This is a genomic window from Enterobacter cloacae complex sp. P43RS (genome assembly GCF_014930585.1).
Taxonomy (GTDB): Bacteria; Pseudomonadota; Gammaproteobacteria; order Enterobacterales; family Enterobacteriaceae; genus Enterobacter; species Enterobacter bugandensis.
Genome location: NZ_JADBRJ010000001.1, coordinates 698,225 through 722,184 on the forward strand (window position 1 = coordinate 698,225; position 23,960 = coordinate 722,184).

At 55.2% G+C, this 23,960-nt stretch carries 25 protein-coding genes and 1 other annotated feature; of the genes, 10 read left to right on the top strand and 15 right to left on the bottom strand.

Annotated features, from left to right (window positions below):
• The first annotated feature begins 20 nt into the window (after positions 1 to 20).
• Together IM294_RS03335 and osmB are read left to right on the top strand one after the other, a co-directional pair.
• Positions 21 to 773, top strand: a complete 753-nt coding sequence (locus tag IM294_RS03335; RefSeq protein WP_041909650.1) for a DNA-binding transcriptional regulator YciT — start codon at positions 21 to 23, stop codon at positions 771 to 773.
• 260 nt (positions 774 to 1,033) lie between these two features.
• A complete protein-coding gene (gene osmB, locus IM294_RS03340; RefSeq protein WP_008501216.1) occupies positions 1,034 to 1,252 on the top strand; it encodes an osmotically-inducible lipoprotein OsmB in 219 nt (72 codons plus the stop codon).
• Between the two features lie 104 nt (positions 1,253 to 1,356).
• Here the strand turns inward: osmB and yciH are convergent, their stop codons facing one another.
• The 5 genes from yciH to pgpB form a co-directional block, all read right to left on the bottom strand.
• Positions 1,357 to 1,683 carry a stress response translation initiation inhibitor YciH gene (gene yciH / locus IM294_RS03345; RefSeq protein ID WP_048959157.1) on the bottom strand — a complete coding sequence of 109 codons (327 nt, stop codon included), beginning with the start codon at positions 1,681 to 1,683 and terminating at the stop codon, positions 1,357 to 1,359.
• Positions 1,680 to 2,420 (bottom strand): orotidine-5'-phosphate decarboxylase, encoded by a 741-nt coding sequence (gene pyrF, locus IM294_RS03350; RefSeq protein ID WP_045260660.1) that lies wholly within the window; start codon positions 2,418 to 2,420, stop codon positions 1,680 to 1,682. The genes yciH and pyrF overlap by 4 nt, the downstream gene beginning before the upstream one ends.
• Before the next feature lie 186 nt (positions 2,421 to 2,606).
• Positions 2,607 to 3,776 carry a lipopolysaccharide assembly protein LapB gene (lapB, locus tag IM294_RS03355; RefSeq protein ID WP_041909646.1) on the bottom strand — a complete coding sequence of 390 codons (1,170 nt, stop codon included), beginning with the start codon at positions 3,774 to 3,776 and terminating at the stop codon, positions 2,607 to 2,609.
• Between the two features lie 6 nt (positions 3,777 to 3,782).
• The gene (locus tag IM294_RS03360; RefSeq protein WP_028013399.1) at positions 3,783 to 4,091 is read right to left on the bottom strand and encodes a LapA family protein; all 309 of its coding nucleotides are present in this window, start codon (positions 4,089 to 4,091) and stop codon (positions 3,783 to 3,785) included.
• A 148-nt stretch (positions 4,092 to 4,239) separates the two neighbouring features.
• Positions 4,240 to 5,007, bottom strand: coding sequence for a phosphatidylglycerophosphatase B (gene pgpB / locus IM294_RS03365; protein WP_063942362.1), 768 nt, complete (start codon positions 5,005 to 5,007; stop codon positions 4,240 to 4,242).
• A gap of 197 nt (positions 5,008 to 5,204) precedes the next feature.
• Here pgpB and ribA point away from each other — a divergent pair, with 197 nt between their 5' ends.
• Complete coding sequence (gene ribA, locus IM294_RS03370; RefSeq protein ID WP_028013401.1) at positions 5,205 to 5,795, top strand: GTP cyclohydrolase II; 591 nt, start codon at positions 5,205 to 5,207, stop codon at positions 5,793 to 5,795.
• Positions 5,796 to 5,832: 37 nt separating this feature from the next.
• Here the strand turns inward: ribA and acnA are convergent, their stop codons facing one another.
• The 6 genes from acnA to topA form a co-directional block, all read right to left on the bottom strand.
• Entirely contained in the window at positions 5,833 to 8,508 is a 2,676-nt protein-coding gene (gene acnA, locus IM294_RS03375) for an aconitate hydratase AcnA (RefSeq protein ID WP_126818527.1), read from the bottom strand.
• Between the two features lie 163 nt (positions 8,509 to 8,671).
• Positions 8,672 to 8,770 carry a small membrane protein YmiC gene (gene ymiC, locus IM294_RS22045; RefSeq protein WP_032644994.1) on the bottom strand — a complete coding sequence of 33 codons (99 nt, stop codon included), beginning with the start codon at positions 8,768 to 8,770 and terminating at the stop codon, positions 8,672 to 8,674.
• A 137-nt stretch (positions 8,771 to 8,907) separates the two neighbouring features.
• Positions 8,908 to 9,078: a hypothetical protein gene (locus IM294_RS03380; protein WP_032644881.1), complete on the bottom strand. Its 171-nt coding sequence runs from the start codon at positions 9,076 to 9,078 to the stop codon at positions 8,908 to 8,910.
• 2 nt (positions 9,079 to 9,080) lie between these two features.
• The gene (locus IM294_RS03385; protein WP_213743510.1) at positions 9,081 to 9,221 is read right to left on the bottom strand and encodes a YmiA family putative membrane protein; all 141 of its coding nucleotides are present in this window, start codon (positions 9,219 to 9,221) and stop codon (positions 9,081 to 9,083) included.
• 338 nt (positions 9,222 to 9,559) lie between these two features.
• Positions 9,560 to 10,534 carry an HTH-type transcriptional regulator CysB gene (cysB, locus tag IM294_RS03390; RefSeq protein WP_028013403.1) on the bottom strand — a complete coding sequence of 325 codons (975 nt, stop codon included), beginning with the start codon at positions 10,532 to 10,534 and terminating at the stop codon, positions 9,560 to 9,562.
• A 187-nt stretch (positions 10,535 to 10,721) separates the two neighbouring features.
• Positions 10,722 to 13,319, bottom strand: coding sequence for a type I DNA topoisomerase (gene topA / locus IM294_RS03395; RefSeq protein WP_041909639.1), 2,598 nt, complete (start codon positions 13,317 to 13,319; stop codon positions 10,722 to 10,724).
• A gap of 399 nt (positions 13,320 to 13,718) precedes the next feature.
• Here topA and IM294_RS03400 point away from each other — a divergent pair, with 399 nt between their 5' ends.
• The gene (locus IM294_RS03400) at positions 13,719 to 13,970 is read left to right on the top strand and encodes a YciN family protein (RefSeq protein ID WP_003856804.1); all 252 of its coding nucleotides are present in this window, start codon (positions 13,719 to 13,721) and stop codon (positions 13,968 to 13,970) included.
• A 34-nt stretch (positions 13,971 to 14,004) separates the two neighbouring features.
• Here IM294_RS03400 and sohB read toward each other — a convergent pair whose 3' ends face one another.
• Positions 14,005 to 15,051 (bottom strand): protease SohB, encoded by a 1,047-nt coding sequence (gene sohB / locus IM294_RS03405; RefSeq protein ID WP_041909637.1) that lies wholly within the window; start codon positions 15,049 to 15,051, stop codon positions 14,005 to 14,007.
• 251 nt (positions 15,052 to 15,302) lie between these two features.
• Here sohB and IM294_RS03410 point away from each other — a divergent pair, with 251 nt between their 5' ends.
• Positions 15,303 to 16,064, top strand: coding sequence for a YciK family oxidoreductase (locus IM294_RS03410; protein ID WP_028013406.1), 762 nt, complete (start codon positions 15,303 to 15,305; stop codon positions 16,062 to 16,064).
• Positions 16,061 to 16,651, top strand: coding sequence for a cob(I)yrinic acid a,c-diamide adenosyltransferase (cobO, locus tag IM294_RS03415; protein ID WP_045630540.1), 591 nt, complete (start codon positions 16,061 to 16,063; stop codon positions 16,649 to 16,651). The genes IM294_RS03410 and cobO overlap by 4 nt, the downstream gene beginning before the upstream one ends.
• Positions 16,652 to 16,686: 35 nt before the next feature.
• On the opposite strand, the gene rluB is transcribed toward cobO, so the two are convergent.
• The 3 genes from rluB to rnm all read right to left on the bottom strand — a co-directional run bounded on the left by rluB (position 16,687) and on the right by rnm (position 19,158).
• Positions 16,687 to 17,562: a 23S rRNA pseudouridine(2605) synthase RluB gene (gene rluB / locus IM294_RS03420; protein ID WP_028013408.1), complete on the bottom strand. Its 876-nt coding sequence runs from the start codon at positions 17,560 to 17,562 to the stop codon at positions 16,687 to 16,689.
• Positions 17,563 to 17,659: 97 nt separating this feature from the next.
• Complete coding sequence (locus IM294_RS03425) at positions 17,660 to 18,280, bottom strand: L-threonylcarbamoyladenylate synthase (protein ID WP_003856793.1); 621 nt, start codon at positions 18,278 to 18,280, stop codon at positions 17,660 to 17,662.
• Complete coding sequence (gene rnm, locus IM294_RS03430; protein ID WP_028013409.1) at positions 18,277 to 19,158, bottom strand: RNase AM; 882 nt, start codon at positions 19,156 to 19,158, stop codon at positions 18,277 to 18,279. The genes IM294_RS03425 and rnm overlap by 4 nt, the downstream gene beginning before the upstream one ends.
• 139 nt (positions 19,159 to 19,297) lie before the next feature.
• Here rnm and trpL point away from each other — a divergent pair, with 139 nt between their 5' ends.
• The 4 genes from trpL to trpCF all read left to right on the top strand — a co-directional run bounded on the left by trpL (position 19,298) and on the right by trpCF (position 23,957).
• Positions 19,298 to 19,342 (top strand): trp operon leader peptide, encoded by a 45-nt coding sequence (gene trpL, locus IM294_RS22215; RefSeq protein WP_106993556.1) that lies wholly within the window; start codon positions 19,298 to 19,300, stop codon positions 19,340 to 19,342.
• Positions 19,319 to 19,412: a sequence feature (Trp leader region), on the top strand. It overlaps the preceding gene by 24 nt.
• A gap of 25 nt (positions 19,413 to 19,437) precedes the next feature.
• Positions 19,438 to 21,000 carry an anthranilate synthase component 1 gene (locus IM294_RS03440; RefSeq protein WP_126818528.1) on the top strand — a complete coding sequence of 521 codons (1,563 nt, stop codon included), beginning with the start codon at positions 19,438 to 19,440 and terminating at the stop codon, positions 20,998 to 21,000.
• The gene (gene trpD, locus IM294_RS03445) at positions 21,000 to 22,595 is read left to right on the top strand and encodes a bifunctional anthranilate synthase glutamate amidotransferase component TrpG/anthranilate phosphoribosyltransferase TrpD (RefSeq protein WP_028013411.1); all 1,596 of its coding nucleotides are present in this window, start codon (positions 21,000 to 21,002) and stop codon (positions 22,593 to 22,595) included. The genes IM294_RS03440 and trpD overlap by 1 nt, the downstream gene beginning before the upstream one ends.
• 3 nt (positions 22,596 to 22,598) lie before the next feature.
• Positions 22,599 to 23,957, top strand: coding sequence for a bifunctional indole-3-glycerol-phosphate synthase TrpC/phosphoribosylanthranilate isomerase TrpF (trpCF, locus tag IM294_RS03450; RefSeq protein WP_047368706.1), 1,359 nt, complete (start codon positions 22,599 to 22,601; stop codon positions 23,955 to 23,957).
• Positions 23,958 to 23,960: the final 3 nt, after the last annotated feature.

Genomic DNA, 23,960 nt, shown 5'->3' on the forward strand with positions numbered 1-23,960 from the left:
CGCTTTATTAATTGGATGCTATGAATTCCCGACAACAACTCATTTTGCAGATGGTCATCGATCAGGGGCGCGTAAGCGTCGTTGAGCTGGCTAAAACCACCGGCGTTTCAGAAGTGACCATCCGTCAGGATCTTAATCTGCTGGAAAAACAGAGCTACCTGCGCCGTGCGCATGGCTATGCCGTGCCGCTGGACAGCGACGACGTTGAGACGCGCATGATGAATAACTACGCGCTTAAACGAGAACTGGCAGAATTTGCCGCATCGCTGGTAAACCCTGGCGAGACGGTCTTTATTGAAAACGGCAGCAGCAACGCTCTTCTGGCACGTACGCTTGCCGAACAAAAAGACGTTACCATCATCACCGTCAGCAGCTATATCGCCCATTTGCTCAAAGAGACGCGCTGTGAGGTGATTTTGCTGGGCGGCATTTACCAGAAAAAAAGTGAGAGCATGGTAGGCCCGCTAACCCGGCAGTATGTCCAGCAGGTTCATTTCAGTAAGGCGTTTATCGGTATTGACGGCTGGCAGCCGGAGACAGGCTTCACCGGCCGGGATATGATGCGATCTGACGTTGTGAATGCCGTTCTGGAAAAAGAGTGTGAAGCCATTGTGCTGACCGACAGCTCTAAATTTGGCGCCGTCCATCCTTACACCATGGGTCCAGCCTCACGCTTTAGCCGCGTAATTACCGATGAAAGGTTAAGCGACGAACATCGTAATAAACTGGAAGATGACGGTCTCATTGTCGATATTATTAAAACGCCCGCCTGAGTCCATTTGCGCCCGTATTCCGGGCGCATATGCCCCTTCGTCTGAGAGGATTCCTATCCATCCTTTAAGAGTTTTTACCTGTTTAACCTGCCGTAAAGTCGTAAAATTAATGTTAGCGATATAACAGGAAGTGACTATCACCTGCGTGATTACGTAACGCCTGCGCGACCAGCTTTCACGGAAAAAAGAATTGAGTATTCATTTTGACTATACTTAATGTGTACATCTTTCCGTGAATCGATAATTCAGGAGAAAGTATTATGACCTTAACCAGCAAAAAATTAGCCGCCGCTGTTCTGGCAATCACTGTAGCAATGTCCCTGAGCGCGTGCTCTAACTGGTCTAAACGTGACCGTAACACCGCAATTGGCGCCGGTGCTGGTGCGCTCGGTGGTGCAGTATTAACGGATGGTAGTACGCTGGGTACATTAGGCGGCGCTGCTGTCGGTGGTATTATCGGTCACCAGGTTGGCAAATAATTATTCTATCAGCCTTCCCGTTAAGGCGATTTAGCATCGCATTTCAGGTCTGACTAACGCACGTATATAACACGAGCCACGGCATTTGCCGTGGCTTATTTATTTTAGCCGCCTGCCAGTTTAACTTTCATGCCTTTGGCTTCAAGGAGCGTTTTAATTAAATCGCGTTTATCACCCTGAATTTCGATAATGCCGTCCTTCACGGCGCCGCCGCAGCCACATTTTTTCTTCAACTCTGCTGCCAGCTTGTTCAGCTCCGCATCATCCAGATCAATCCCGGAGATCAGGCAGACCCCCTTTCCTTTTCGCCCGCTGGTCTGACGCTGGATACGAACAATACCGTCACCTTTCGGACGTTCTGCTTTCGTTTTCGGTTCGTCTATGCGCCCGCTTTCCGTCGAGTAGACCAGCCGACTGTTGGAATCAGTCATTGCGCCCCCTTTTTCAGTGATGCGTTGATAGCCTTAAGCGTCTCCGCCGGGTTCGCAGACTGCGTCACCGGCCGGCCGATAACCATGTAGTCAACGCCTGCTGCCAACGCCTGCTCAGGCGTCATAATGCGTCGCTGATCGCCCACGTCGCTGCCAGCAGGACGAATGCCTGGCGTGACCAGTTTAAAATCTTTGCCCAACTCTGACTTAAAGCGTACCGCTTCCTGCGCGGAGCAAACGACGCCATCGAGACCACAGCTCTGCGTCAGACGCGCGAGACGCTCGGCGTGCCCGGCAGGTGACAACGTCACGCCAAGGTCGCGCAAGTCGCTGTCGTCCATGCTGGTCAGCACGGTAACCGCAATCAGTAATGGCGCATCGTTGCCGAACGGCAGGAGTGCTTCGCGAGCGGCTGTCATCATTCTCGCCCCGCCCGACGCGTGGACGTTGACCATCCATACACCCAGTTCCGCAGCGGCGGCAACCGCGTGCGCCGTGGTGTTCGGGATATCATGGAATTTGAGATCGAGGAAGACATCGAAACCGCGCTGCTGCAGATCGCGGACGATTTGCGGTCCAAACAGCGTGAACATCTCTTTACCAACTTTCAGACGACAATCGCGAGGATCGATACCGTCGACAAAGGCCAGCGCTGCGTCACGCTTATTGTAATCAAGCGCAACAACAACAGGAGAATCCGTAATAACGCGGGAAGTGGAGGAAGTAACAGACGTCATGACCAGCCCTTTTCGTCTATGGGCGCGCAGCGGCGCGGAACAGATAAACGGCCTGCATTCTACCTGCCGTCGCCGCAAATTGACAGGATCCATTTATGCCCCTGCCAGGCCAGCAAGCCGCACGGTGTTGAGAAAGCGGTAAAAGCCATCAGTATGTTGTAACTAAAATGAAGGCTTTTTAAAAAATTACTGCCCATCCAGGCCGCGAATTGGCTTGATGGTGGACCAGGCCCGGCAGGACGGACAATGCCAGTAGAGCGTGTAGGCGGTAAAACCACACTTCTGGCAACGGTAGCGCGGCTTGCTGCGCACCTGCTCGCCAACCATGTCGCGCAGCACCATCAGGCTCTCTTTCGCGCGCCCTTCTTCCGCATCGTTCAGATGGTAGTCCATCAGCTTGTGGAATACGCGCATCGTGGGATGACGTTGCAACTGACGGGTAATATAAACCTGTGCGGTGTCGCTCCCCTCATACTGCTCAACCACGTCAGAGAGCATCAGCTCAGCGGTCGCGCCGGTATTCTCTTCCACGCAACGGCGCAGAAATGCCACCCACTCTTCCTGCTTGTCCAGCTGCTGATAGCAGGTTTGCAGCATTTCAAGCGTTTCGCTGACCAGCTCTTTGTCCTGGTCAATCACCCGCATCAGGCTTTCAACGGCTTTAGCGTAGTCGCCGCTGGCCATAAAAACGCGCCCCATCATGATAGAGATACGCGCACTATTGCGGTCTGCGGCGGCGCCTTTCTTGAGCAACGCCATGGCTTTATCCATGTCGTCGTTGCCCATCTGCTGAAGGGCAAGCTCGCAGTAGAAATGCGCAATTTCAACGCGCTGCTTGTCTTTGCCCAGCTTCACCAGACGCTCTGCCGTATCAATGGCTTTCTGCCAGTCGCTGGTGGCCTGGTAAATCTGCAGTAACTGCTGCAACGCGCCGATACGGAAATCCGTTTCATCCACCAGCTGTGTGAACATATCTTCAGCGCGATCGTACAGCCCCGCGGCCATATAGTCTCGGCCCAGCTGTTGTACCGCCAGGAGACGTTGTTCGTAGGTCAGGGAGGCGCTTTCCATCAGGGTCTGGTGGATACGGATAGCGCGGTCAACCTCGCCGCGTGAGCGGAACAGGTTACCGAGAGTGAGGTGGGCTTCGACGGTCCCCGTATCCTCTTTCAGCATATCGAGGAACAGGTCTACCGCTTTGTCCTGCTGATTGCTCAGGAGGAAGTTCACCCCCGCAACGTAGTCGCGGGAGAGTCGGTTAGCCTCATCCTGTTTCGTTTGTTGCGCACTTCTGCGGCCCATATACCAGCCATAGGCTGCGGCTACAGGCAAAAGCAGAAACAACAACTCCAGCATAGTCGATTATTCCTTCACGACCGGCACACCTGAACTTTCCGGCATGTCGGACGCAGGCGCAATGTGCTGTTCAAGTCGTTTAATTTTACGTTCAGCGCGCGCAAGAGAAACACGAACTTTCAACCAGAAAAGACCGCAAACCAGCCAGCCGATGGCAAAGCCTGCAGCAAATAAGACCGCCAGCAGGCTGGAGACCCGATACTCACCCTGCGCCAGCAGATAGTTAAACGTCACCTGTTGATCGTTTTGTGCACCCAATGTGACTGAAATGACAAAAATCGCCAATACCAGTAAGAAAATGAGTAAATATTTCACATTACTTCCCGTTATGTGGTTCAAGCGAATAAAGTGTGTTCAACTCACCGCAATCAGCCTTATAAACTACCATTTTAGCGACGGGCGCGAAACGGAAAAAGTAACGCGCACGTCATGGATTTATGGGCAAAATGCACAATATCAACCGTCAGGCGTCGCTTTGCTCCCTTTCGGCGATCTCTTCTTTCTCTTCAGGTGGTGGCGTGAGCGGGCCGCAGAACCGTTCTGCAAGCCAGGTTGCCAGCGTCACCAGCATCCAGGAGATCAGCGTAGCGACCACCAGATCCCGCGGCCAGTGCATTCCCAGCAGCAAGCGGCTGCCCATCACCCCTGTCGCCCAAACCAGTAAAATCGCGATGGTCATGGTGCGACGTCGAGGCCAAAGCAGCCCAACGCCCAGCAACGCCCAACTGGCTGCAAACATCGTATGGCCGGAAGGAAACGCGAATCCCGTCTCTTTTTGCCAGTGCTTACGCAGGAACTTTGGAATATCTTCCTGTTCTGAAAGCTGTTCTTTCACCAGCGCGCCGCGATCTTTACGCTTTAAATTGTAGAACTCATCCACCGGAACATGGTGCGCTTTTTCCAGCCAGACGACAAAAGGTCTTGGCTCCTGAACGTGATCCTTCACCCAGGACTTCACGCCCTGTCCAATAACGATCGCGCCACCGAGGATAGCAAAGAGCATCAACGCCGCGCGCAGTCGAAAGCGCAGGCACCACAAGAACCAGCCGCAGAGGATAACGTGGGTAATAATTCCCCACGGCTGCGTGACCGTCTCCGTTACCCAGTATAACGTTTTCAGCAACGTGGCATTCTGCCCCGGCTGCCACATCCAGCCGGAGACCCACACGGCCAAAGGCATAATCAGTAAAATGGCCGCGCCTGCTGCCGTACGTCTGGCGATTGAAAGCATGTCTTCTCCTTTTTCGCTAAGCCTCACAATCATAACTGAAATTCATTCGATGGGTGGATATGTCGGATCGTGCGTTTAACGTTCATATAGCATGGCGCCCATTAGGCGAACGTGCTGAGCTTGTGGCAAAATGGACAAATACAGAAAGCAAAACAGGCGCAAGGCACGAAACGTGTCAGCCTACTCTGGAGAATCACATGCAGCTTAAACGTGTGGCAGAAGCCAAACTGCCAACCCCATGGGGCGATTTCCTGATGGTGGGGTTTGAAGAACTGGCAACCGGACAGGATCATGTCGCGCTGGTCTACGGCGACATTTCAGGGCAGACGCCGGTGCTGTCCCGCGTCCATTCGGAGTGTCTGACCGGCGACGCGTTGTTCAGCCTGCGCTGTGATTGCGGTTTCCAGCTCGAAGCTGCCCTTACCCATATTGCCGAAGAAGGCCGCGGCGTGCTGCTCTATCACCGTCAGGAAGGTCGTAACATTGGTCTGCTGAATAAAATCCGCGCTTACGCGCTGCAGGATCAGGGCTACGATACGGTGGAAGCCAACCACCAGCTCGGTTTTGCCGCCGATGAACGTGATTTCACCCTCTGCGCCGATATGTTCAAGCTGCTGGGCGTGGACGAGGTTCGCCTGCTGACCAATAATCCCAAAAAGGTGGAAATCCTCACCGAAGCCGGGATCAACATCGTCGAGCGTGTACCGCTGATTGTCGGCCGCAACCCGAAAAATGCCCACTATCTTGATACCAAGGCGGCCAAAATGGGCCATCTTCTGAAAGAGTGAAAGTAAAAAGCCCGGCACAGATGCCGGGCTTTTTTTATCAATCCAGCATTTTACGAATCACATAATGTAAAATGCCGTCGTTCTGGTAGTAGGTCAGTTCGGTTGCCGTATCAATACGACACCGGCATTCCAGTACCTCGCTTTTCCCGTCTGCTCGCGTAAGCTTCACCGGCACCGTTTTGCCCGGCTGCAGGTTTTGCAGGCCGCTAATATCAATCTGCTCTTCCCCCGTCAGGCCCAGCGTTTTGCGCGTGACGCCCTGCGGGAACTCAAGCGGCAGGATCCCCATGCCAATCAGGTTCGAGCGGTGAATACGTTCAAACGACTCGGCGATGACCACGCGAACGCCAAGCAGTCGCGGACCTTTCGCCGCCCAGTCACGACTGGAGCCGGAACCGTACTCTTTCCCGGCGATCACCGCCAGCGGCGTACCTTCCTGCTGATATTTGACGGCTGCGTCATAAATCGACACGACTTCCGTCCCCGGAAGATGGCGCGTCATCCCCCCTTCCACGCCCGGAACCATTTCGTTACGAATGCGGATGTTGGCAAACGTCCCGCGCATCATCACTTCATGGTTACCGCGGCGCGATCCGTAGGAGTTAAAATCGCGGCGCTCCACGCCCCGGCTTTGCAGATAACGGCCCGCCGGGCTGTCGGCTTTGATGCTCCCCGCCGGAGAGATATGGTCAGTGGTGACGGAATCTCCCAGCATCGCCAGTATGCGCGCCCCGTGAATATCCTGAAGCGGTGCAGGCTCGGCCAGCATTTCATCAAAGAACGGCGACAGGCGGATATAGGTGGAATCGTCCTGCCAGTCATAGGTGTCCGAGCCCACAACGTTGATGGCTTTCCATTCCGGCGTGCCTTCAAACACTTCCGCATACTCTTTGCGGAACATCTCGGTGGAGACCTTTTCAACGGCCATCGCAATTTCACGTGAGGACGGCCAGATATCTTTCAGATAGACCGGCTCATTCTTGCGGTCGTGACCAATAGGATCGGTAGCCAGGTTGATATTCATGTTCCCGGCGAGCGCGTAGGCCACCACCAGTGGCGGCGAAGCGAGCCAGTTGGTTTTCACCAGCGGATGAATGCGTCCTTCAAAGTTACGGTTACCGGAAAGGACTGCGCCAACCGTCAGATCGCCCTGCTTGATCGCCGTTTCAATAGGTTCAGGCAGCGGGCCGGAGTTACCGATGCAGGTGGTACAGCCATAGCCCACGAGGTTAAAGCCCAGCTCGTCAAGATACGGCGTTAGCCTGGCCTGCGCCAGGTAATCCGAGACCACTTTGGAGCCCGGTGCCAGAGAGGCTTTGACCCAGGGCTGTGGTTTCAGCCCCAGCTCAACCGCTTTTTTAGCCAGCAGGCCGGCCGCCATTAATACGCTGGGGTTTGAGGTGTTGGTGCAGGAGGTAATGGCGGCTATGACAACCGCGCCGTCCGGGAGCTGATACTGATGTCCGTTCAGAACATAGTCGATTGGGCGATGGTCCTTCTTCGCCACGTTAACTTCCAGCTCGTTGCTTGCGGCAAACGCTTTTGGCACGTCGCTTAACGCTACGCGATCCTGCGGACGTTTCGGACCGGCGAGGCTCGCCTCAACGTTTCCCATGTCAAGCGCAAGCGTACTGGTAAATACCGGCTCATCCCCCGGATTGCGCCACATGCCCTGCGCTTTGGTATACGCCTCCACCAGCGCCACCTGCTCTTCGCTGCGTCCGCTAAGGCGCATGTACTCCAGCGTGACGTCATCAATGGGGAAAAATCCGCAGGTTGCGCCATATTCTGGCGCCATGTTGGCGATGGTCGCGCGGTCAGCCAGCGGCAGCGAATCCAGCCCGTCACCGTAAAATTCAACAAATTTTCCCACCACACCATGCTTACGCAGCATCTGGGTAACGGTGAGCACCAGATCGGTGGCGGTAATGCCTTCAGACAACTTCCCGGTGAGCTTAAAGCCCACAACATCAGGGATAAGCATGGAGACCGGCTGACCGAGCATGGCGGCTTCCGCTTCGATACCGCCGACACCCCAACCCAGCACGCCGAGGCCGTTAATCATGGTGGTGTGGGAATCTGTACCCACCAGTGTGTCCGGATAAGCCACCCACTCTTTGTCCTGCAATTCACTCCAGACGGCTTTACCGAGATATTCAAGGTTAACCTGGTGACAAATACCGGTGCCGGGTGGAACCACGCTAAAGCGGCTGAACGCCTGCTGACCCCACTTCAGGAAGACATAACGCTCGTGATTTCGCTCCATCTCGAGACGCACGTTCTCGCCAAAGGCATCGTCATCACCGAAGTGGTCAACGGTTACGGAGTGGTCAATCACGAGGTCGACGGGTGAAAGCGGGTTCACTTTAGCCGTATCGCCGCCGAGGCGTTTAACCGCCTCACGCATGGCGGCGAGATCCACCACGGCAGGAACGCCGGTGAAGTCTTGCATCAGGACCCTTGCCGGGCGGTAGGCAATTTCTCTGTCGGCATGGGCATTCTTAAGCCACCCTGCCAGCGCCTGAATATCGTCGAGGGTCACGGAGTCACCGTCCTGCCAGCGCAAGAGATTTTCCAGCAAAACTTTCAAGGACTTGGGTAAACGCGAAATGTCCCCAAGCGTCCTGGCAGCCAGCGGCAGGCTATAGTAGTGCCAGGTTTTATTATCTGCCTGTAACGTGTCCTTACTGGCTTCGCGTAGGGTTAACGACATAAGCTCCTCCTTAATTACAGAGATGTCCTGACAATCATCAGGGCCGTAATTAAAGATAACACAAAGATGTCGTAACGTTTTGATAACAACCCAAATTGATAAATTTAGGAATGGTCCAGAGGAGGGTAAAACAAAAAACCCCGCCGCAGCGAGGTTTTATGATTTAGTGGACGGCCAGCCAGATGAGCTGACTCCAGAACAGAATCGACAGGGTAAAAACGCCGATCCATGACCAGTATTTTTGAGACATCATGTTATTCATCATAGGGACACCAGGCATTATTTATTAAACATTCCGAGGCAGGTCCTCGTGCTATATTGCTGATGTGTATTTATTAAAGAGTACAAAGGCGCATAGTCATTATTCAGACTAACTGCATCATTACGCAATAAACTAAATTATTGTTTTTTGGGTTCGTCTTCCGCGAACACATCAATAAAAGCCTGCTGCTGCGGCGTCAGTTTCCAGGATGCTGGCACTGCTGTTGCAGGCGCTTTGCGTCCCTTGTGAACAGTGTCATGATGCTGACACATCCGCTTTGCCGTTTCTGTACGTACCGTCACTGCCATATTCAACCCCAATATTTCCAGGCCAGGAGAGCAACCATCACCCAGAACAGGGCGGAAACGAGAAAGACCGCCAGCCAGGCTTTACGCTTGAGCGCAGGATCCCTTTGCGGTTCTTCACTTCCTGAAGGCATTGCTAACCTCATACAATCGATATCGCTTATCATTTAGGACCAAACAATTGGTACAATTAATCATCTGTTGAGATAAATCCTAAAGAAACTTTAGCCGAAAAGCCAGTGAATTTACGCATCAAGAGGCATGAAATATTCAATCTTTTGACCAGAAATAAATATTTGAAAAGAAAAATTTGCGTAGCCGTTAATTAGTTTCTATTTTTGTCGCCAATTCACGACATTAAAACCACACAAATTAAAAGGATGATGACAATATATGGCAGGGGAAGTGCAGATGATGATAATTCTAATTTAGCTTTAAGCCGATATTTCGGTATCTTTCCCTCAGGGAAAGATACCGGGTGTGATTATTTTTCGGGGAGTTTGATATCTTTAAACATCTCTTCGATATCTTCATTTGATCGTAATGCCACGGCGGTATCCACCACGTCACGCGTTAAATGCGGTGCAAAGCGCTGAATAAAATCATACATATAGCTTCGCAGGAAGGTACTGCGGCGGAAGCCAATTTTTGTCGTGCTGTGGCTGAAAATATCATGCGCATCAAGACGCACCAGGTCAGGGTCTGACACCGGGTCGACCGCCATGCTGGCGATCACCCCTACCCCCAGGCCAAGCCGTACATAGGTCTTTATGACGTCGGCATCGGTGGCGGTAAAGACAATCCGCGGCGTTAACCCGGCCCGGTTGAAGGCGGTATCAAGCTCAGATCGTCCGGTGAAGCCAAACGTGTAAGTGACCAGAGGATATTGCGCCAGCTCTTCGATTGACACCGACCCTTTGCCCGCCAGCGGATGATCAGGGGTCACCACAATGGAGCGGTTCCAGTGATAGCACGGCAGCATGACCAGATCGTCATAGAGATGGAGCGCTTCCGTTGCAATGGCAAAATCTGCATTGCCCTTCGACACCGCCTCCGCAATTTGCGTCGGCGATCCCTGGTGCATATGCAGGGAGACGCGCGGATAACGCTCGATAAAGCCCTTGATAACGCCCGGTAGCGCATAGCGCGCCTGGGTGTGCGTCGTGGCAATATACAGCGAGCCTTTATCCGGCCAGGTATGTTCCCCCGCCACAGACTTAATCGCATCGACTTTGGAAAGGACTTCCCGCGCAATACGGATGATTTCCTGCCCCGCTGGCGTCACCTGGGTAAGGTGCTTACCACTGCGGGCGAAAATCTGAATACCTAATTCATCCTCCAGCATGCGAACCTGCTTGCTGATGCCCGGTTGCGAGGTATATAGCCCCTCGGCGGTGGAAGAGACATTAAGGTTGTGATTCACCACCTCAACGATATAACGAAGCTGTTGTAATTTCATGCCAGACCATCCGATTTAGCGCACGCGGTCAATCGCTTAAGACGATTTGATAATAAAAAAAGGGTTAACTATAACCACTATATCACTTATAGCCTGACTGTATAGTACGGAACAAAAAATAATAATAAGGTAATAAAAAAGGGCCGGAAGTCCGGCCCTTTCACGGGTAAGTTACGGTTAAGAAAGATTATTTCTTGCCTTCAACCCATTTGCCATCGACAAAGAAGGCGGACCATCCGGTCGCTTTACCCTCTTTCTCTGCCGCAACGTACTGCTGCTTCGTTTTACGGCTAAAACGGACCACCGTCTTATTGCCTTCAGGATCCTGCTGTGGCGCATCGGCCAGATAACGCAGCTTCTCAGGCAGACGATCGCGGAAGCGATGCAGCTCTTCCACCAGCGGGGCGCGCGTTTCACGCGATTTCGGGAAGGTGTTGGCGGCCAGGAAGACACCTGCGGCACCATCACGCAGCACGAAGTACGCGTCGGATTTTTCACACGGCAATTCTGGCAGCGGAACCGGATCTTCCTTCGGCGGAGCAACCTCACCATTGCGCAGAATTTTACGCGTGTTCTTACACTCGTCGTTGGTGCAGGCCATGTACTTACCGAAACGCCCCATTTTCAGGTGCATCTCAGAGCCACACTTCTCGCACTCCACAATCGGACCGTCATAGCCTTTGATGCGGAACTCACCCTCTTCGATCTCATACCCGTCGCACGTTGGGTTGTTACCACACACGTGCAGCTTGCGTTTAGGATCGATCAGATAGCTGTCCATCGCCGTGCCGCATTTTTTGCAGCGGCGTTTCGCGCGCAGGGCGTTGGTTTCCGCATCATCACCTTCCAGCACGTTGAGAACTTCGTTCTCCGGCACCAGGTTGATGGTTGTTTTACAGCGCTCTTTTGGTGGCAGCGCATAGCCTGAACAGCCAAGGAACACGCCCGTTGTCGCAGTACGGATCCCCATCTTGCGGCCGCAGGTCGGGCAGTCGATGCTGGTCAGAACCATCTGGTTAGGCAGCATGCCGCCCTCTTCAGGATCTTTCTCCGCTTTCTCAAGCTGGTTGGTAAAGTCGCTGAAGAAGCTATCGAGAACCTTCTTCCACTCCGCCTTGTGACTGGCCACTTCGTCGAGGCTGTCTTCCATCTGCGCGGTGAAGTCGTAGTTCATCAATTCGCGGAAGTTAGCTTCCAGACGGTCAGTGACAATCTCACCCATTTTTTCGGCATAGAAACGGCGGTTCTCTACGCGAACGTAACCGCGGTCCTGAATGGTCGAGATGATTGACGCGTAGGTTGACGGACGGCCAATCCCGCGTTTTTCCAGCTCTTTAACCAACGACGCTTCACTAAAGCGCGCAGGCGGCTTGGTGAAGTGCTGGGCCGGAACCAGGTCGACAAGCGACAACTCGTCGCCTTTGTTTACCGCAGGCAGCGTACGGTCTTCATCACCTTTACGCAGTGCAGGCATCACTTTCGTCCAGCCGTCGAAGCGCAGGATACGACCGCGTGCTTTCAAACGGAAATCGCCCGCACCGACGGTCAGCGTAGTGGAATCATATTTCGCTGGCGTCATCTGACACGCGACAAACTGACGCCAGATCAGCTGATACAGCTTCTGGGCGTCGGCTTCCATATCCTTCAGCGACTCGGCTAAAACAGAGACATCAGAAGGACGAATCGCTTCGTGCGCTTCCTGAGAATTCTCTTTGCTGGCGAACTGGTTGGCGCTTTCCGGCAGGTATTTTTTACCGAAGTTGTCGCTGATGTAGCCGCGCACCATGTTCACCGCGTCCTGGCTCAGGTTGGTGGAGTCAGTACGCATGTAGGTGATGTAACCCGCTTCATACAAGCGCTGGGCCATCATCATGGTTTTCTTCACGCCGTAACCCAGACGGGTGCTCGCCGCCTGTTGCAGTGTGGACGTGATAAACGGCGCGCCAGGCTTGCTGCTGGTCGGCTTATCTTCGCGTTCCAGTACCTGATAGCGCGCTTTTTCCAGCAGCGCCACGGCGGCCATGGTCTGATCGCGGTTTTCAGGACGGAAAGGCTTATCGTTGTGATGGCTTACCTGCAGCGGCAGCGCATCACCGCCCGGGGTGGTGACATTGGCGTCAACTTCCCAGAACTCTTCCGGCACGAAGGCTTTAATTTCGCGTTCACGCTCAACGACAAGACGCACGGCTACAGACTGCACGCGTCCTGCAGACAGGCCGCGGGCAATCTTTTTCCACAGCAGTGGAGAAACCATGTAGCCCACAACGCGGTCCATAAAGCGACGCGCCTGCTGAGCGTTCACACGGTCGATATTCAGCTCGCCCGGCTTCTCAAACGCCTGACGAATCGCATTCTTTGTAATTTCGTTAAACACTACGCGGCTGTAGCGTTTGTCATCCCCGCCGATCACTTCCCGCAGGTGCCACGCAATGGCTTCCCCTTCGCGGTCAAGGTCGGTTGCGAGATAGATGTGGTCTGCTTTTTCAGCAAGCTGCTTCAGCTCGTTAACGACTTTTTCTTTCCCGGGCAGCACTTCATATTGTGCATCCCAGTTGTGCCATGGGTTAACACCCATGCGGTTGACAAGCGCGCTACGTTCATCCTTTTTAGGCTTTTTAGCCCCTTTGGTGGAGGTAGAGTCTGCGCTCTTTTTGCTGGCTGAGCCACTGGTCGGCAAATCGCGGATGTGACCAACGCTGGACTTAACCACGTAGTCATTACCCAGATACTTATTGATCGTTTTGGCTTTTGCCGGGGACTCAACGATGACGAGAGCTTTACCCATATTCACCTTTACCTAATTTAATTCTTCCAGGAATACGCCGCACGTTGATTTCCCTTCCGCTGACGACGAGCCAATGATATTGCGACTGCGTCAGGGGATATCAACCCCTATGTCTTACCGAACGTCAGAATGGCGACATCCAGGTCATTGAGTTTTCGGGTATTTTTCTCACATCTCGTATAATTCGTGACGAATTCCCGGTCGAATGTCAAGCAATTCTGTTGCCAGAATGACGAAAGCGCACACTCTACCTGATAAAATTCGTTACGCAACTTTATTAGCATGCAAAAGCAAATCCCGCCAACCTGCCCTCTGCATCTTATCCCCTCACATTACAGGGAAAATTTGCCCCCAAAGCGCCCCCGGCGTAGACTATTGTCACTGTTTAAGGAGTGGATTATGCAGAATACGACCCAACCCATTGACCGAGCCTCTCTGCTTATCGAAGCAAACAAGCTTATTCGTGACCATGAAGATACGCTGGCAGGCATTGAAGCCACCGGCGTTGAGCAACGTAATGGCGTGCTGGTTTTCAGCGGCGAATACTTCCTTGACGAGCAGGGGTTACCGACCCCGAAAAGCACTGCCGTGTTTAATATGTTTAAATACCTGGCGCATACGCTTTCAGAGAAATATCACCTGGTCGATTAATGCAAAACGCGAGGCATATGCCTCGCGTTTTTGTTTACAGCAGCGGTTTTTGTCCGCGCTGTAGCCAGCGAAGCAGCAGGCGGTCCGCGCTTTCCGCCGCACTGTTGGTAAAGCGGTCCATCAGCCGTTTGCGCTGTGTAAAGCGCACGCCTACCAGTTCCCTGCCTTCCATCAGGTTGAGCAGCAGGTCATCACTGGTACCTACTTCATCCACCAGCCCTTTTTCCTGCGCCTGGATGCCGTACCAGTGCTCACCGGTCGCCACCTGTTCAATATCCAGCGTTGGGCGCATGCGATGTACGAAGTCTTTAAAGAGATGGTGAGTTTCATTCAGATCTTCACGGAATTTTTGGCGCCCCTCTTCCGTGTTTTCCCCCAGCAGCGTCAGGGTGCGTTTGTACTGACCCGCCGTGTGAAGTTCGATATCAATCTCTTTATTTTTCAGGAAGCGGTTAAAGTTAGGGATCTGTGCGACCACGCCAATGGAACCTATGATGGAAAACGGCGCCGCAACGATTTTGTCCGCCACGCAGGCCATCATATAGCCGCCGCTCGCCGCGACTTTATCTACCGCCACGGTAAGTGGGATCTGCTTCTCGCGCAGACGCTGCAGCTGTGAAGCGGCCAGCCCGTAACCGTGTACCACCCCGCCCGGGCTCTCAAGACGCACCACCACCTGATCCTGCGGCGTTGCCACGGCCAGAACCGCAGTCACCTCTTCGCGCAGCGAAGCGACTTCATGCGCATCCATGCTGCCTTTAAAATCGAGCACATAGACGCGGGGTTTTGCGTCGCCCTGCGGCGTCGCGAGCTTTGCCTTCGCCTTCGCGGCTTTGGCTTCCTGCTTATGTTTTTTCTTCTGGGCTTTCAGCCACAGCTTCTGCTGATGGCTATCGAGCAGCGAGAGGGACATCTCTTCCTGCATCTCTTTATACTGCTCGCTCAGGCGGGTGATGCGTAACTCCCCACGCTGACGCTTGCGCTGCGTCAGGTTGACAATCAGAACGGCAACCACGGCAATGGCAATCACCACCGTCGCGATTTTGGCCAAAAACAACCCATATTGAGAAAGTAATTCCACGCGTTCCACCTTGATTTAACCACGAATCTTTCACGGCAGTGTACAACAGCCCTGCCCCTGCGTCTCGCCCGTGACATTACCTCTGCGAGCCGTCTTCAGGAATCCCCGCGCTGCGGTTTAAATATTTGCAAATTGTTAATTTTGCAGCAATGCGTCCTGTAGACTGATTGAATTCTCACGCTAATTCGGGCATAAAGCCGAAAAGTCATTATGAAGGCGTGATTGAGACCCCGTGCGCCTGAGGAGTCACCGTGCATTATCAACCGCAAAAAAACCTGCTGCAGAACCGAATCATTCTTGTCACCGGCGCCAGCGATGGTATTGGTCGCGAAGCGGCCCTGACGTACGCTGAATATGGCGCAAGCGTAATTCTGATTGGGCGTAACGAAGAAAAGCTCAAAGGGGTCGCTCAGGAAATTGAGGCCGCAGGCGGGACACCTGCCCCCTGGTACACGCTCGATTTGCTGACATGCACCCCAGCGCTCTGCCAGGAGCTTGCTCACCGTATCAGTACCCACTACCCACGTCTTGACGGCGTACTGCACAACGCCGGTTTGTTAGGTGAAGTGCGTCCAATGGATGAACAGGATCCTGAAATCTGGCAGCAGGTGATGCAGGTTAACGTTAACGGTACTTTTTTCCTCACGCAGGCCTTGCTTCCTTTATTACTCAAATCCGAGTCTGGATCTCTGGTCTTCACCTCTTCCAGCGTAGGCCGCGAGGGACGCGCAAACTGGGGGGCTTATGCTGTCTCAAAATTCGCGACCGAGGGCATGATGCAGGTGCTGGCGGATGAGTATCAGAGCCGCCATCTGCGCGTAAACTGCATTAATCCGGGGGGGACGCGCACCAGCATGCGCGCCAGCGCGTTCCCGACGGAAGATCCGCTGAAGCTGAAAACCCCGGCAGACATTATGCCGCTCTATCTCTGGCTGATGGGCGACGACAGCCGCCGCAAAACCGGAATGACCTTTGATGCCCAGCCGGGCCGCAAACCGGGAATTTCGCAATGAGTGAAGAACGTCATCAGCAGCGACAGCAGCGTTTGAAGGAACAGGTTGACGCGCGCGTCGCGGCAGCCCAGGACGAGCGAGGGATCGTCATCGTTTTTACCGGCAATGGTAAAGGCAAAACTACTGCCGCATTTGGCACCGCTACGCGCGCCGTCGGCCACGGGCAAAAAGTGGGGGTCATCCAGTTTATCAAAGGGGAATGGCCCAACGGTGAGCGTAATTTGCTTGAACCTCACGGCGTTGAGTTTCAGGTGATGGCGACCGGGTTTACGTGGGATACGCAGAACCGGGAAACCGATACCGCAGCCTGCCTTGCCGTGTGGAAGCACGCAAAAAGGATGCTGGCTGACCCGACGTTAAATATGGTGCTGCTGGATGAGATCACCTATATGGTCGCCTACGACTACCTGCCGCTGGAGGAGGTGCTGGATGCACTGAAGAGCCGCCCTGCGCACCAGACGGTTATCGTTACAGGTCGTGGGTGTCATCGTGAGATTATGGAGCTGGCAGATACCGTCAGCGAGCTGCGTCCGGTCAAGCATGCGTTTGATGCAGGCATCAAAGCACAAATTGGCATTGATTACTAAAGAAAAAGCCCGGTGAGTTCACCGGGCTTTTTCAATTAACCGTTGTTATTCCGGCTGCCAGAGCGACGATTGCTGTTCACCTGGCTGTGGCGTTTCACCGCACGACGGATCTGATTCGCCTTCATACGACGACGATCTTTCTCCACCGCCACTTTAGAGGTGGTTTCCGGCGTCAGGCCAACCAGCTCGCGCAGGTAGTTAGTCTGGGTAAGATCCAGCTCGGTATAACCACCGCGCGGCAGACCTTTCGGCAGCAGAATGTCGCCGTAGCGAACGCGGATCAGGCGGCTAACCTGCACGCCTACCGCTTCCCACAGACGACGCACCTCGCGGTTACGGCCTTCGGTCAGGGTCACGTTGTACCACTGGTTAATCCCTTCACCACCGGTAAATTTGATGGTTTTGAACGCCGCAGGGCCGTCTTCCAGCTGCACGCCACGCGACAGGTCGCGCAGTTTATTTTCGTCGACCTGGCCGAAGACGCGAACGGCGTATTCACGCTCAACTTCACGGCTTGGGTGCATCAGACGGTTTGCCAGTTCACCATCAGTGGTGAACAGCAGCAGACCGCAGGTGTTCACGTCCAGACGACCCACCGCAATCCAGCGGGCGCCGCGCAGTTTTGGCAGACGGTCAAACACCGTTGGACGACCTTCCGGGTCGTTGCGCGTACACAGCTCGCCTTCCGGCTTGTAATACGCCAGCACGCGGCAGATCTGTTCCGCGGACTCTTTCACGGAGATAAGATGACCGTCAATGCGGATCTTCAGCCCCGGTACGATTTCTACGCGGTCACCCAGCGTGGCGATTTTACCGTCCACACTCACGCGGCCCGCTTCAATAATGGCTTCGATTTCACGGCGCGAACCGTGGCCGGCGCGCGCCAGCACTTTCTGTAACTTCTCGCTCATTGAGCTTCCTCAGGTGTCGCCTTCACAGGCGTCGAATCAGGTCAAAAGCAGAGCCGAGCCCTGCTTTGATGGCCGCGTAGTATATCTGCTTACACCTTTACAAGAAAGGCTTAACATCACCCACGCCTTCACGAATCACTTCAGGCGCGTCTTCGGTCAGATCCACAACGGTAGTCGGCTGCTGGCCGAGATAACCGCCGTGAATAATCAGCTCCACCACCTTCTCCAGACGATCTTTTATCTCCTCCGGATCGGACTCGGTAAACTCGCTGCCCGGCAGCATCAGTGAGGTAGAGAGCATCGGCTCTCCGAGGGTTTCCAGCAGCGCCTGGGCAATCGGGTTCGACGGCACGCGCATGCCGATAGTCTTACGCTTTTCCTGCAGCAGGCGACGCGGCACCTCCTTCGTCCCTTTCAGAATGAAGGTGTAGTTACCCGGCGTGTTGTTCTTGATCAGGCGAAACGCCACGTTGTCGACATAGGCATAGGTCGACAGCTCAGAGAGATCGCGGCACATCAGGGTAAAGTTATGGCCGTCCGGCAGCTGACGAATACGGCAAATGCGTTCCATCGCTCCTTTATCTTCAATTTTACAGCCCAGCGCGTAGCCGGAATCGGTCGGGTAGACTATCACGCCGCCTTTGCGGACGATCTCCACGGCCTGGTTAATCAGACGTGGCTGCGGGTTGTCCGGATGGATATAGAAAAACTGACTCATACTTCCCTCTCTTCAATTTGCTGCGGCTGCTCCCAGAGCTGCCAGACCGGCTCAACGCCAGCGGGTAGCCAGAGCTTGCGTCCCAGCTCGATCCACGCGCAGGGCTGGTGGAAATCAGAGCCCTGTGACCCTAGCAGGCCAAACTGGCGGGCGTAAGTCGCGAGCTGCGCGCGCTCGTTGGGCGCCTGCTGACACTGGGCGACTTCCATCGCCTCGCCACCGCATTCGGCAAAGTGCGCCAGCAGCCGTTTCAGCCATTTAGCAGAAAGATTATACCGTCCCGGATGGGCCAGCACGGCCTTACCGCCAGAATGATGAATGACATCAATAGCTTGTTTTATTGTACACCACTGTGGCGGAACGTATCCGGTTTTCCCGCGCGCCAGATACTTTTTAAAGACATCCGCCATGGTCGTCGCTTTGCCCGCTTCAACCAGAAAGCGGGCGAAATGACCGCGGGTGACCGCCCCGCCGTTCGCCAGCTTTTGCGCACCTTCCAGCGCGCCCGGAATATGCGCCTTCTCCAGACGCTCGCCGATCATCTCCGCGCGCTGGTTGCGGCGCGTTTTTTGTTCTTGCAAAAAGGCAAGAAGTGCCGGATGTTCTATATCAATGTTCAGGCCAACGATATGAATCTCATGGTTTTCCCAGACGGTCGAGATCTCGACGCCGGGCACCAGATTCAGCGCCAGCCCGCTGCGGGCAATCTCGGCGCGCGCTGCCGGAATGGCGTCGGTGGTATCGTGATCGGTTATCGCCAGCGTGCCGACACGCATTTCAACCGCGCGATGAACCAGGGCTTCGGGTGTCAGCAGGCCATCAGAGGCCTGAGTATGGCTGTGTAAATCATAAATAATCGCGTAGGTGGTATCGCTCAAAGCACTTCCCATAACAGGTTGGAGACATCCGAAAACGCCATGATACCGACTTAACGTGAAATTCTGAAATCAAGGGTTGACAACACGCCATCGAACTAGTTAACTAGTACGCAAGTTCACACGAGAAAGGTATCTGAAAATGACAGCACATTTCACTCTGCACGGTTGGTGGCGCACTTCCTGATCTTCGGGCAGTGTCACGCATCTGCGAAATGCAAACAGATACCCGCCCGCTACCCAGCGGGCTTTTTTTTGAACAGAATAAATGAGAATCACAACATGCAAACAGCCAAACCTCATCTCGAACTGTTGACCTGCGAGGCGGTCTATCGCCACAACCCGACCGCGCTGTTTCATCAGGTGTGCGGCGCGCGTCCGGCGACGCTGCTGCTGGAGTCTGCGGATATCGACAGCAAGGACGATCTGAAAAGCCTGCTGCTGGTCGACAGCGCGCTGCGCATTACCGCGCTAGGTGACACCGTCACCATTAAGGCGCTCTCTGATAATGGCGCATCGCTGCTGCCGCTGCTGGATGCGGCTCTGCCCGCGGGCATCGACAATGAACGTCACCCGGACCTGCGAATTCTGCATTTCCCGCCGGTAAGCCAGCTGCTCGACGAAGATGCGCGCCTCTGCTCGCTGTCCGTGTTTGATGCCTTCCGCCTGCTGGAAAATCTGGTCACCGTGCCGGAAGATGAGCGCGAAGCAATGTTCTTCGGCGGGCTGTTTGCTTACGACCTGGTCGCCGGTTTTGAAGATTTGCCGGAAACCGAGCAGGGCAACCGCTGCCCGGACTACTGTTTCTACCTGGCCGAAACCCTGTTGGTGATCGACCATCAGAAAAAATATACCCGCATCCAGGCAAGCCTGTTCACGCCGTCTGCGTCTGAGAAAAACCGCCTTGAGCATCGCATCGCCCAGCTCCGGCAGCAGATGACGGAAGCGCCGCCTGCGCTGCCGGTACAGCACGTGGAAAAAATGACATGCGACGTTAACCAGACCGACGATCAATACGGGGCCGTGGTTCGCCAGATGCAAAAGGCTATTCGCGCCGGGGAGATTTTCCAGGTTGTGCCGTCCCGCCGTTTCTCGCTGCCCTGCCCGTCACCGCTGGCGGCTTACGACGTGCTGAAGAAGAGCAACCCGAGCCCATATATGTTCTTTATGCAGGACAATGATTTCACGCTGTTCGGCGCCTCGCCGGAAAGCTCGCTGAAGTACGACGCCACCAGCCGCCAGATTGAGATCTACCCGATTGCGGGCACCCGTCCGCGTGGCCGTCGTGCCGATGGCTCGCTGGACCGCGATCTGGACAGCCGCATCGAACTGGAAATGCGAACCGACCACAAGGAGCTCTCCGAACACCTGATGCTGGTTGACCTGGCGCGTAACGACCTGGCGCGCATTTGCACCCCGGGCAGCCGCTACGTGGCAGACCTGACCAAAGTTGACCGTTACTCCTTCGTGATGCACCTGGTCTCCCGCGTGGTGGGCGAACTGCGCAGCGACCTCGACGTGCTGCACGCCTACCGCGCCTGCATGAATATGGGCACCCTGAGCGGCGCGCCGAAGGTGCGTGCCATGCAGCTTATCGCCGAAGCGGAAGGACGTCGTCGCGGGAGCTACGGCGGCGCGGTAGGTTACTTCACCGCACACGGCGACCTTGATACCTGCATCGTGATCCGCTCCGCCTACGTCGAAGACGGTATTGCCACCGTTCAGGCCGGCGCCGGGATTGTTCTTGACTCTGTTCCGCAGTCTGAAGCTGACGAAACCCGCAGTAAAGCACGCGCGGTATTGCGCGCCATCGCTACCGCACACCACGCACAGGAGATTTTCTGATGGCTGACATTCTGCTGCTCGATAACATCGACTCCTTTACCTATAACCTGGCAGATCAGCTGCGTGCGAATGGTCACAACGTCGTTATCTACCGCAACCACGTTCCGGCTCAGACCCTGATTGACCGTCTGGCGACCATGCAAAACCCGGTGCTGATGCTCTCCCCGGGGCCGGGCGCGCCGAGCGAAGCGGGCTGTATGCCCGAACTGCTGACCCGCATGCGCGGCAAGCTGCCGATTATCGGTATCTGCCTTGGTCACCAGGCAATCGTGGAAGCTTACGGCGGTTACGTCGGCCAGGCGGGCGAGATCCTGCACGGTAAAGCCTCCAGCATTGAACATGACGGCCAGGCAATGTTTGCCGGGCTGCCGAATCCGCTCCCGGTCGCGCGCTATCATTCGCTGGTCGGCAGCAACATTCCGGCCGGGCTGACCATCAACGCCTCGTTTGAAGGGATGGTGATGGCGGTACGCCACGATGCGGATCGCGTCTGCGGGATGCAGTTCCACCCGGAATCTATTTTGACCTCCAATGGCGCCCGCCTGCTGGAGCAGACCCTTGACTGGGCGTTACAGAAGCTGGAGCAGACCAACACCCTGCAGCCGATTCTGGAAAAACTGTATCAGGCCCAGACCCTGAGCCAGCAGGAGAGCCACCAGCTTTTTTCTGCCGTGGTGCGCGGCGAGCTGAAGCCTGAGCAGCTGGCCGCTGCGCTGGTGAGCATGAAAGTGCGCGGCGAAAGCCCGCAGGAGATCGCCGGTGCGGCCACCGCGCTGCTGGAAAATGCCGCCCCGTTCCCGCGTCCGGACTATCAGTTTGCGGATATCGTCGGGACTGGTGGCGACGGCAGCAACAGCATCAATATTTCGACCGCCAGCGCCTTTGTGGCGGCGGCCTGCGGCCTGAAGGTGGCCAAGCACGGTAACCGCAGCGTCTCCAGCCGTTCAGGCTCGTCCGATCTGCTGGCCGCGTTTGGCATCAATCTGGAGATGAATGCCGAGCGTTCGCGTGAAGCGCTGGACGATTTGGGCGTTTGCTTCCTGTTTGCGCCGAAATATCACACCGGTTTCCGCCACGCGATGCCGGTTCGCCAGCAGCTTAAAACCCGGACGCTGTTTAACGTGCTCGGCCCGCTGATCAACCCGGCCCATCCGCCGCTGGCATTAATTGGCGTTTACAGCCCTGAGCTGGTCCTGCCGATTGCCGAGACGCTGCGCGTGCTGGGTTACAAACGCGCCGCCGTGGTGCACAGCGGCGGAATGGATGAAGTTTCGCTGCATGCGCCGACGCTGGTGGCCGAGCTTAACGATGGTGAAGTACTCAGCTATCAGCTTGAGGCATCTGATTTCGGCTTAACGCCGTACCATCAGGAAGCGCTGGCAGGCGGTACGCCGGAAGAAAACCGTGACATTCTGACGCGCTTACTACAAGGTAAAGGTGAGGCCGCTCATGAGGCCGCCGTGGCTGCCAACGTCGCCATGCTGATGCGTTTGCACGGTGAGGAAGACCTGAAGGCCAATGCTCAAAAAGTTCTGGATGTACTGCGCTCCGGTGCAGCTTACGATCGCGTTACCGCACTTGCGGCAAGAGGGTAAAGAATGCAGACCGTTTTAGCGAAAATCGTTGCCGATAAGGCCATCTGGGTGGAAGCACGCAAAGCAGAGCAGCCGCTTGCCAGTTTCCAGAATGACGTCGTCCCAAGCAGCCGTCGTTTCTATGACGCCCTGCAGGGTGCACGTACCGCCTTTATTCTGGAGTGCAAAAAGGCCTCTCCCTCAAAAGGCGTTATTCGTGACGATTTCGACCCGGCGCGTATCGCCGGTATTTATAAGCATCATGCGTCGGCAATCTCCGTGCTGACGGATGAGAAATATTTCCAGGGCAGCTTCGATTTTCTGCCGATCGTCAGCGGCATCGCACCGCAGCCGATCCTGTGCAAAGACTTTATTATCGACCCGTATCAGATCTGGCTGGCGCGTTTCTACCAGGCCGATGCCTGCCTGCTGATGCTCTCGGTACTGGACGACGAACAGTATCGCCAGCTTGCTGCCGTGGCGCACAGCCTGAAAATGGGCGTGCTGACCGAAGTGAGTAACGAAGAAGAGCTTGAGCGCGCCATCGCGCTGGAAGCCAAAGTGGTCGGCATCAACAACCGCGATCTTCGCGACTTGTCGATTGACCTGAACCGTACCCGCCAGTTGGCGCCGCGTCTGGGTGCGGGCGTCACGGTGATCAGCGAGTCCGGCATTAACAGCTACGCCCAGGTGCGCGAGCTGAGCCACTTCGCCAACGGTTTCCTGATTGGCTCCGCCATGATGGAACATGACGACCTCAATGCGGCTGTGCGTCGCGTGCTGCTGGGTGAAAACAAAGTCTGCGGCCTGACCCGCGAACAGGATGCGCTGGCCGCGTATGAGGCTGGAGCAATCTATGGCGGTTTAATCTTCGTCGACACCTCTCCTCGTGCAGTCAATGAGGAACAGGCCCGCAAGGTAATCGCGGCGGCCCCGCTGAGCTATGTTGGCGTGTTCCGCAATGCGGATGTCGCGGACGTTGTGGCAAAAGCCGACGCGTTATCCCTGCGTGCCGTTCAGCTTCATGGAGATGAAGATCAGGCGTACATCAATGCCCTGCGCGACGCGCTGGCACCGCAGGTTCAAATCTGGAAAGCACAAAGCGTGGGCACCACCCTGCCCGCACGTAATCTTCACCACGTTGACAAATACGTGCTCGACAACGGCCAGGGCGGCACCGGACAACGTTTTGACTGGTCGCTGCTGAACGGCGAAAAGCTGGACAACGTCCTGCTGGCCGGCGGACTAAGCCCGGATAACTGTGTGGAAGCCGCGAAAACCGGCTGCGCAGGCCTCGATTTCAATTCAGGCGTAGAGTCGCAACCGGGTATCAAAGATGCCAGCAAGCTGGCCTCGGTGTTTAAAACTCTGCGTGCATATTAAGGA

What these genes read in the sequence shown, in the direction of transcription:
- IM294_RS03440 (WP_126818528.1), top strand. Translation starts at nt 19,438, where the DNA reads ATGCAAACAGCCAAACCTCATCTCGAACTGTTGACCTGCGAGGCGGTC.
- ribA (WP_028013401.1), top strand. Translation starts at nt 5,205, where the DNA reads ATGCAGCTTAAACGTGTGGCAGAAGCCAAACTGCCAACCCCATGGGGC.
- lapB (WP_041909646.1), bottom strand. Translation starts at nt 3,776, where the DNA reads ATGCTGGAGTTGTTGTTTCTGCTTTTGCCTGTAGCCGCAGCCTATGGC.
- IM294_RS03425 (WP_003856793.1), bottom strand. Translation starts at nt 18,280, where the DNA reads ATGAGTCAGTTTTTCTATATCCATCCGGACAACCCGCAGCCACGTCTG.
- IM294_RS03380 (WP_032644881.1), bottom strand. Translation starts at nt 9,078, where the DNA reads ATGGCAGTGACGGTACGTACAGAAACGGCAAAGCGGATGTGTCAGCAT.
- IM294_RS03385 (WP_213743510.1), bottom strand. Translation starts at nt 9,221, where the DNA reads ATGAGGTTAGCAATGCCTTCAGGAAGTGAAGAACCGCAAAGGGATCCT.
- yciH (WP_048959157.1), bottom strand. Translation starts at nt 1,683, where the DNA reads ATGACTGATTCCAACAGTCGGCTGGTCTACTCGACGGAAAGCGGGCGC.
- acnA (WP_126818527.1), bottom strand. Translation starts at nt 8,508, where the DNA reads ATGTCGTTAACCCTACGCGAAGCCAGTAAGGACACGTTACAGGCAGAT.
- pyrF (WP_045260660.1), bottom strand. Translation starts at nt 2,420, where the DNA reads ATGACGTCTGTTACTTCCTCCACTTCCCGCGTTATTACGGATTCTCCT.
- pgpB (WP_063942362.1), bottom strand. Translation starts at nt 5,007, where the DNA reads ATGCTTTCAATCGCCAGACGTACGGCAGCAGGCGCGGCCATTTTACTG.
- IM294_RS03335 (WP_041909650.1), top strand. Translation starts at nt 21, where the DNA reads ATGAATTCCCGACAACAACTCATTTTGCAGATGGTCATCGATCAGGGG.
- IM294_RS03400 (WP_003856804.1), top strand. Translation starts at nt 13,719, where the DNA reads ATGCAGAATACGACCCAACCCATTGACCGAGCCTCTCTGCTTATCGAA.
- cobO (WP_045630540.1), top strand. Translation starts at nt 16,061, where the DNA reads ATGAGTGAAGAACGTCATCAGCAGCGACAGCAGCGTTTGAAGGAACAG.
- trpCF (WP_047368706.1), top strand. Translation starts at nt 22,599, where the DNA reads ATGCAGACCGTTTTAGCGAAAATCGTTGCCGATAAGGCCATCTGGGTG.
- ymiC (WP_032644994.1), bottom strand. Translation starts at nt 8,770, where the DNA reads ATGAATAACATGATGTCTCAAAAATACTGGTCATGGATCGGCGTTTTT.
- rluB (WP_028013408.1), bottom strand. Translation starts at nt 17,562, where the DNA reads ATGAGCGAGAAGTTACAGAAAGTGCTGGCGCGCGCCGGCCACGGTTCG.
- osmB (WP_008501216.1), top strand. Translation starts at nt 1,034, where the DNA reads ATGACCTTAACCAGCAAAAAATTAGCCGCCGCTGTTCTGGCAATCACT.
- topA (WP_041909639.1), bottom strand. Translation starts at nt 13,319, where the DNA reads ATGGGTAAAGCTCTCGTCATCGTTGAGTCCCCGGCAAAAGCCAAAACG.
- cysB (WP_028013403.1), bottom strand. Translation starts at nt 10,534, where the DNA reads ATGAAATTACAACAGCTTCGTTATATCGTTGAGGTGGTGAATCACAAC.
- trpD (WP_028013411.1), top strand. Translation starts at nt 21,000, where the DNA reads ATGGCTGACATTCTGCTGCTCGATAACATCGACTCCTTTACCTATAAC.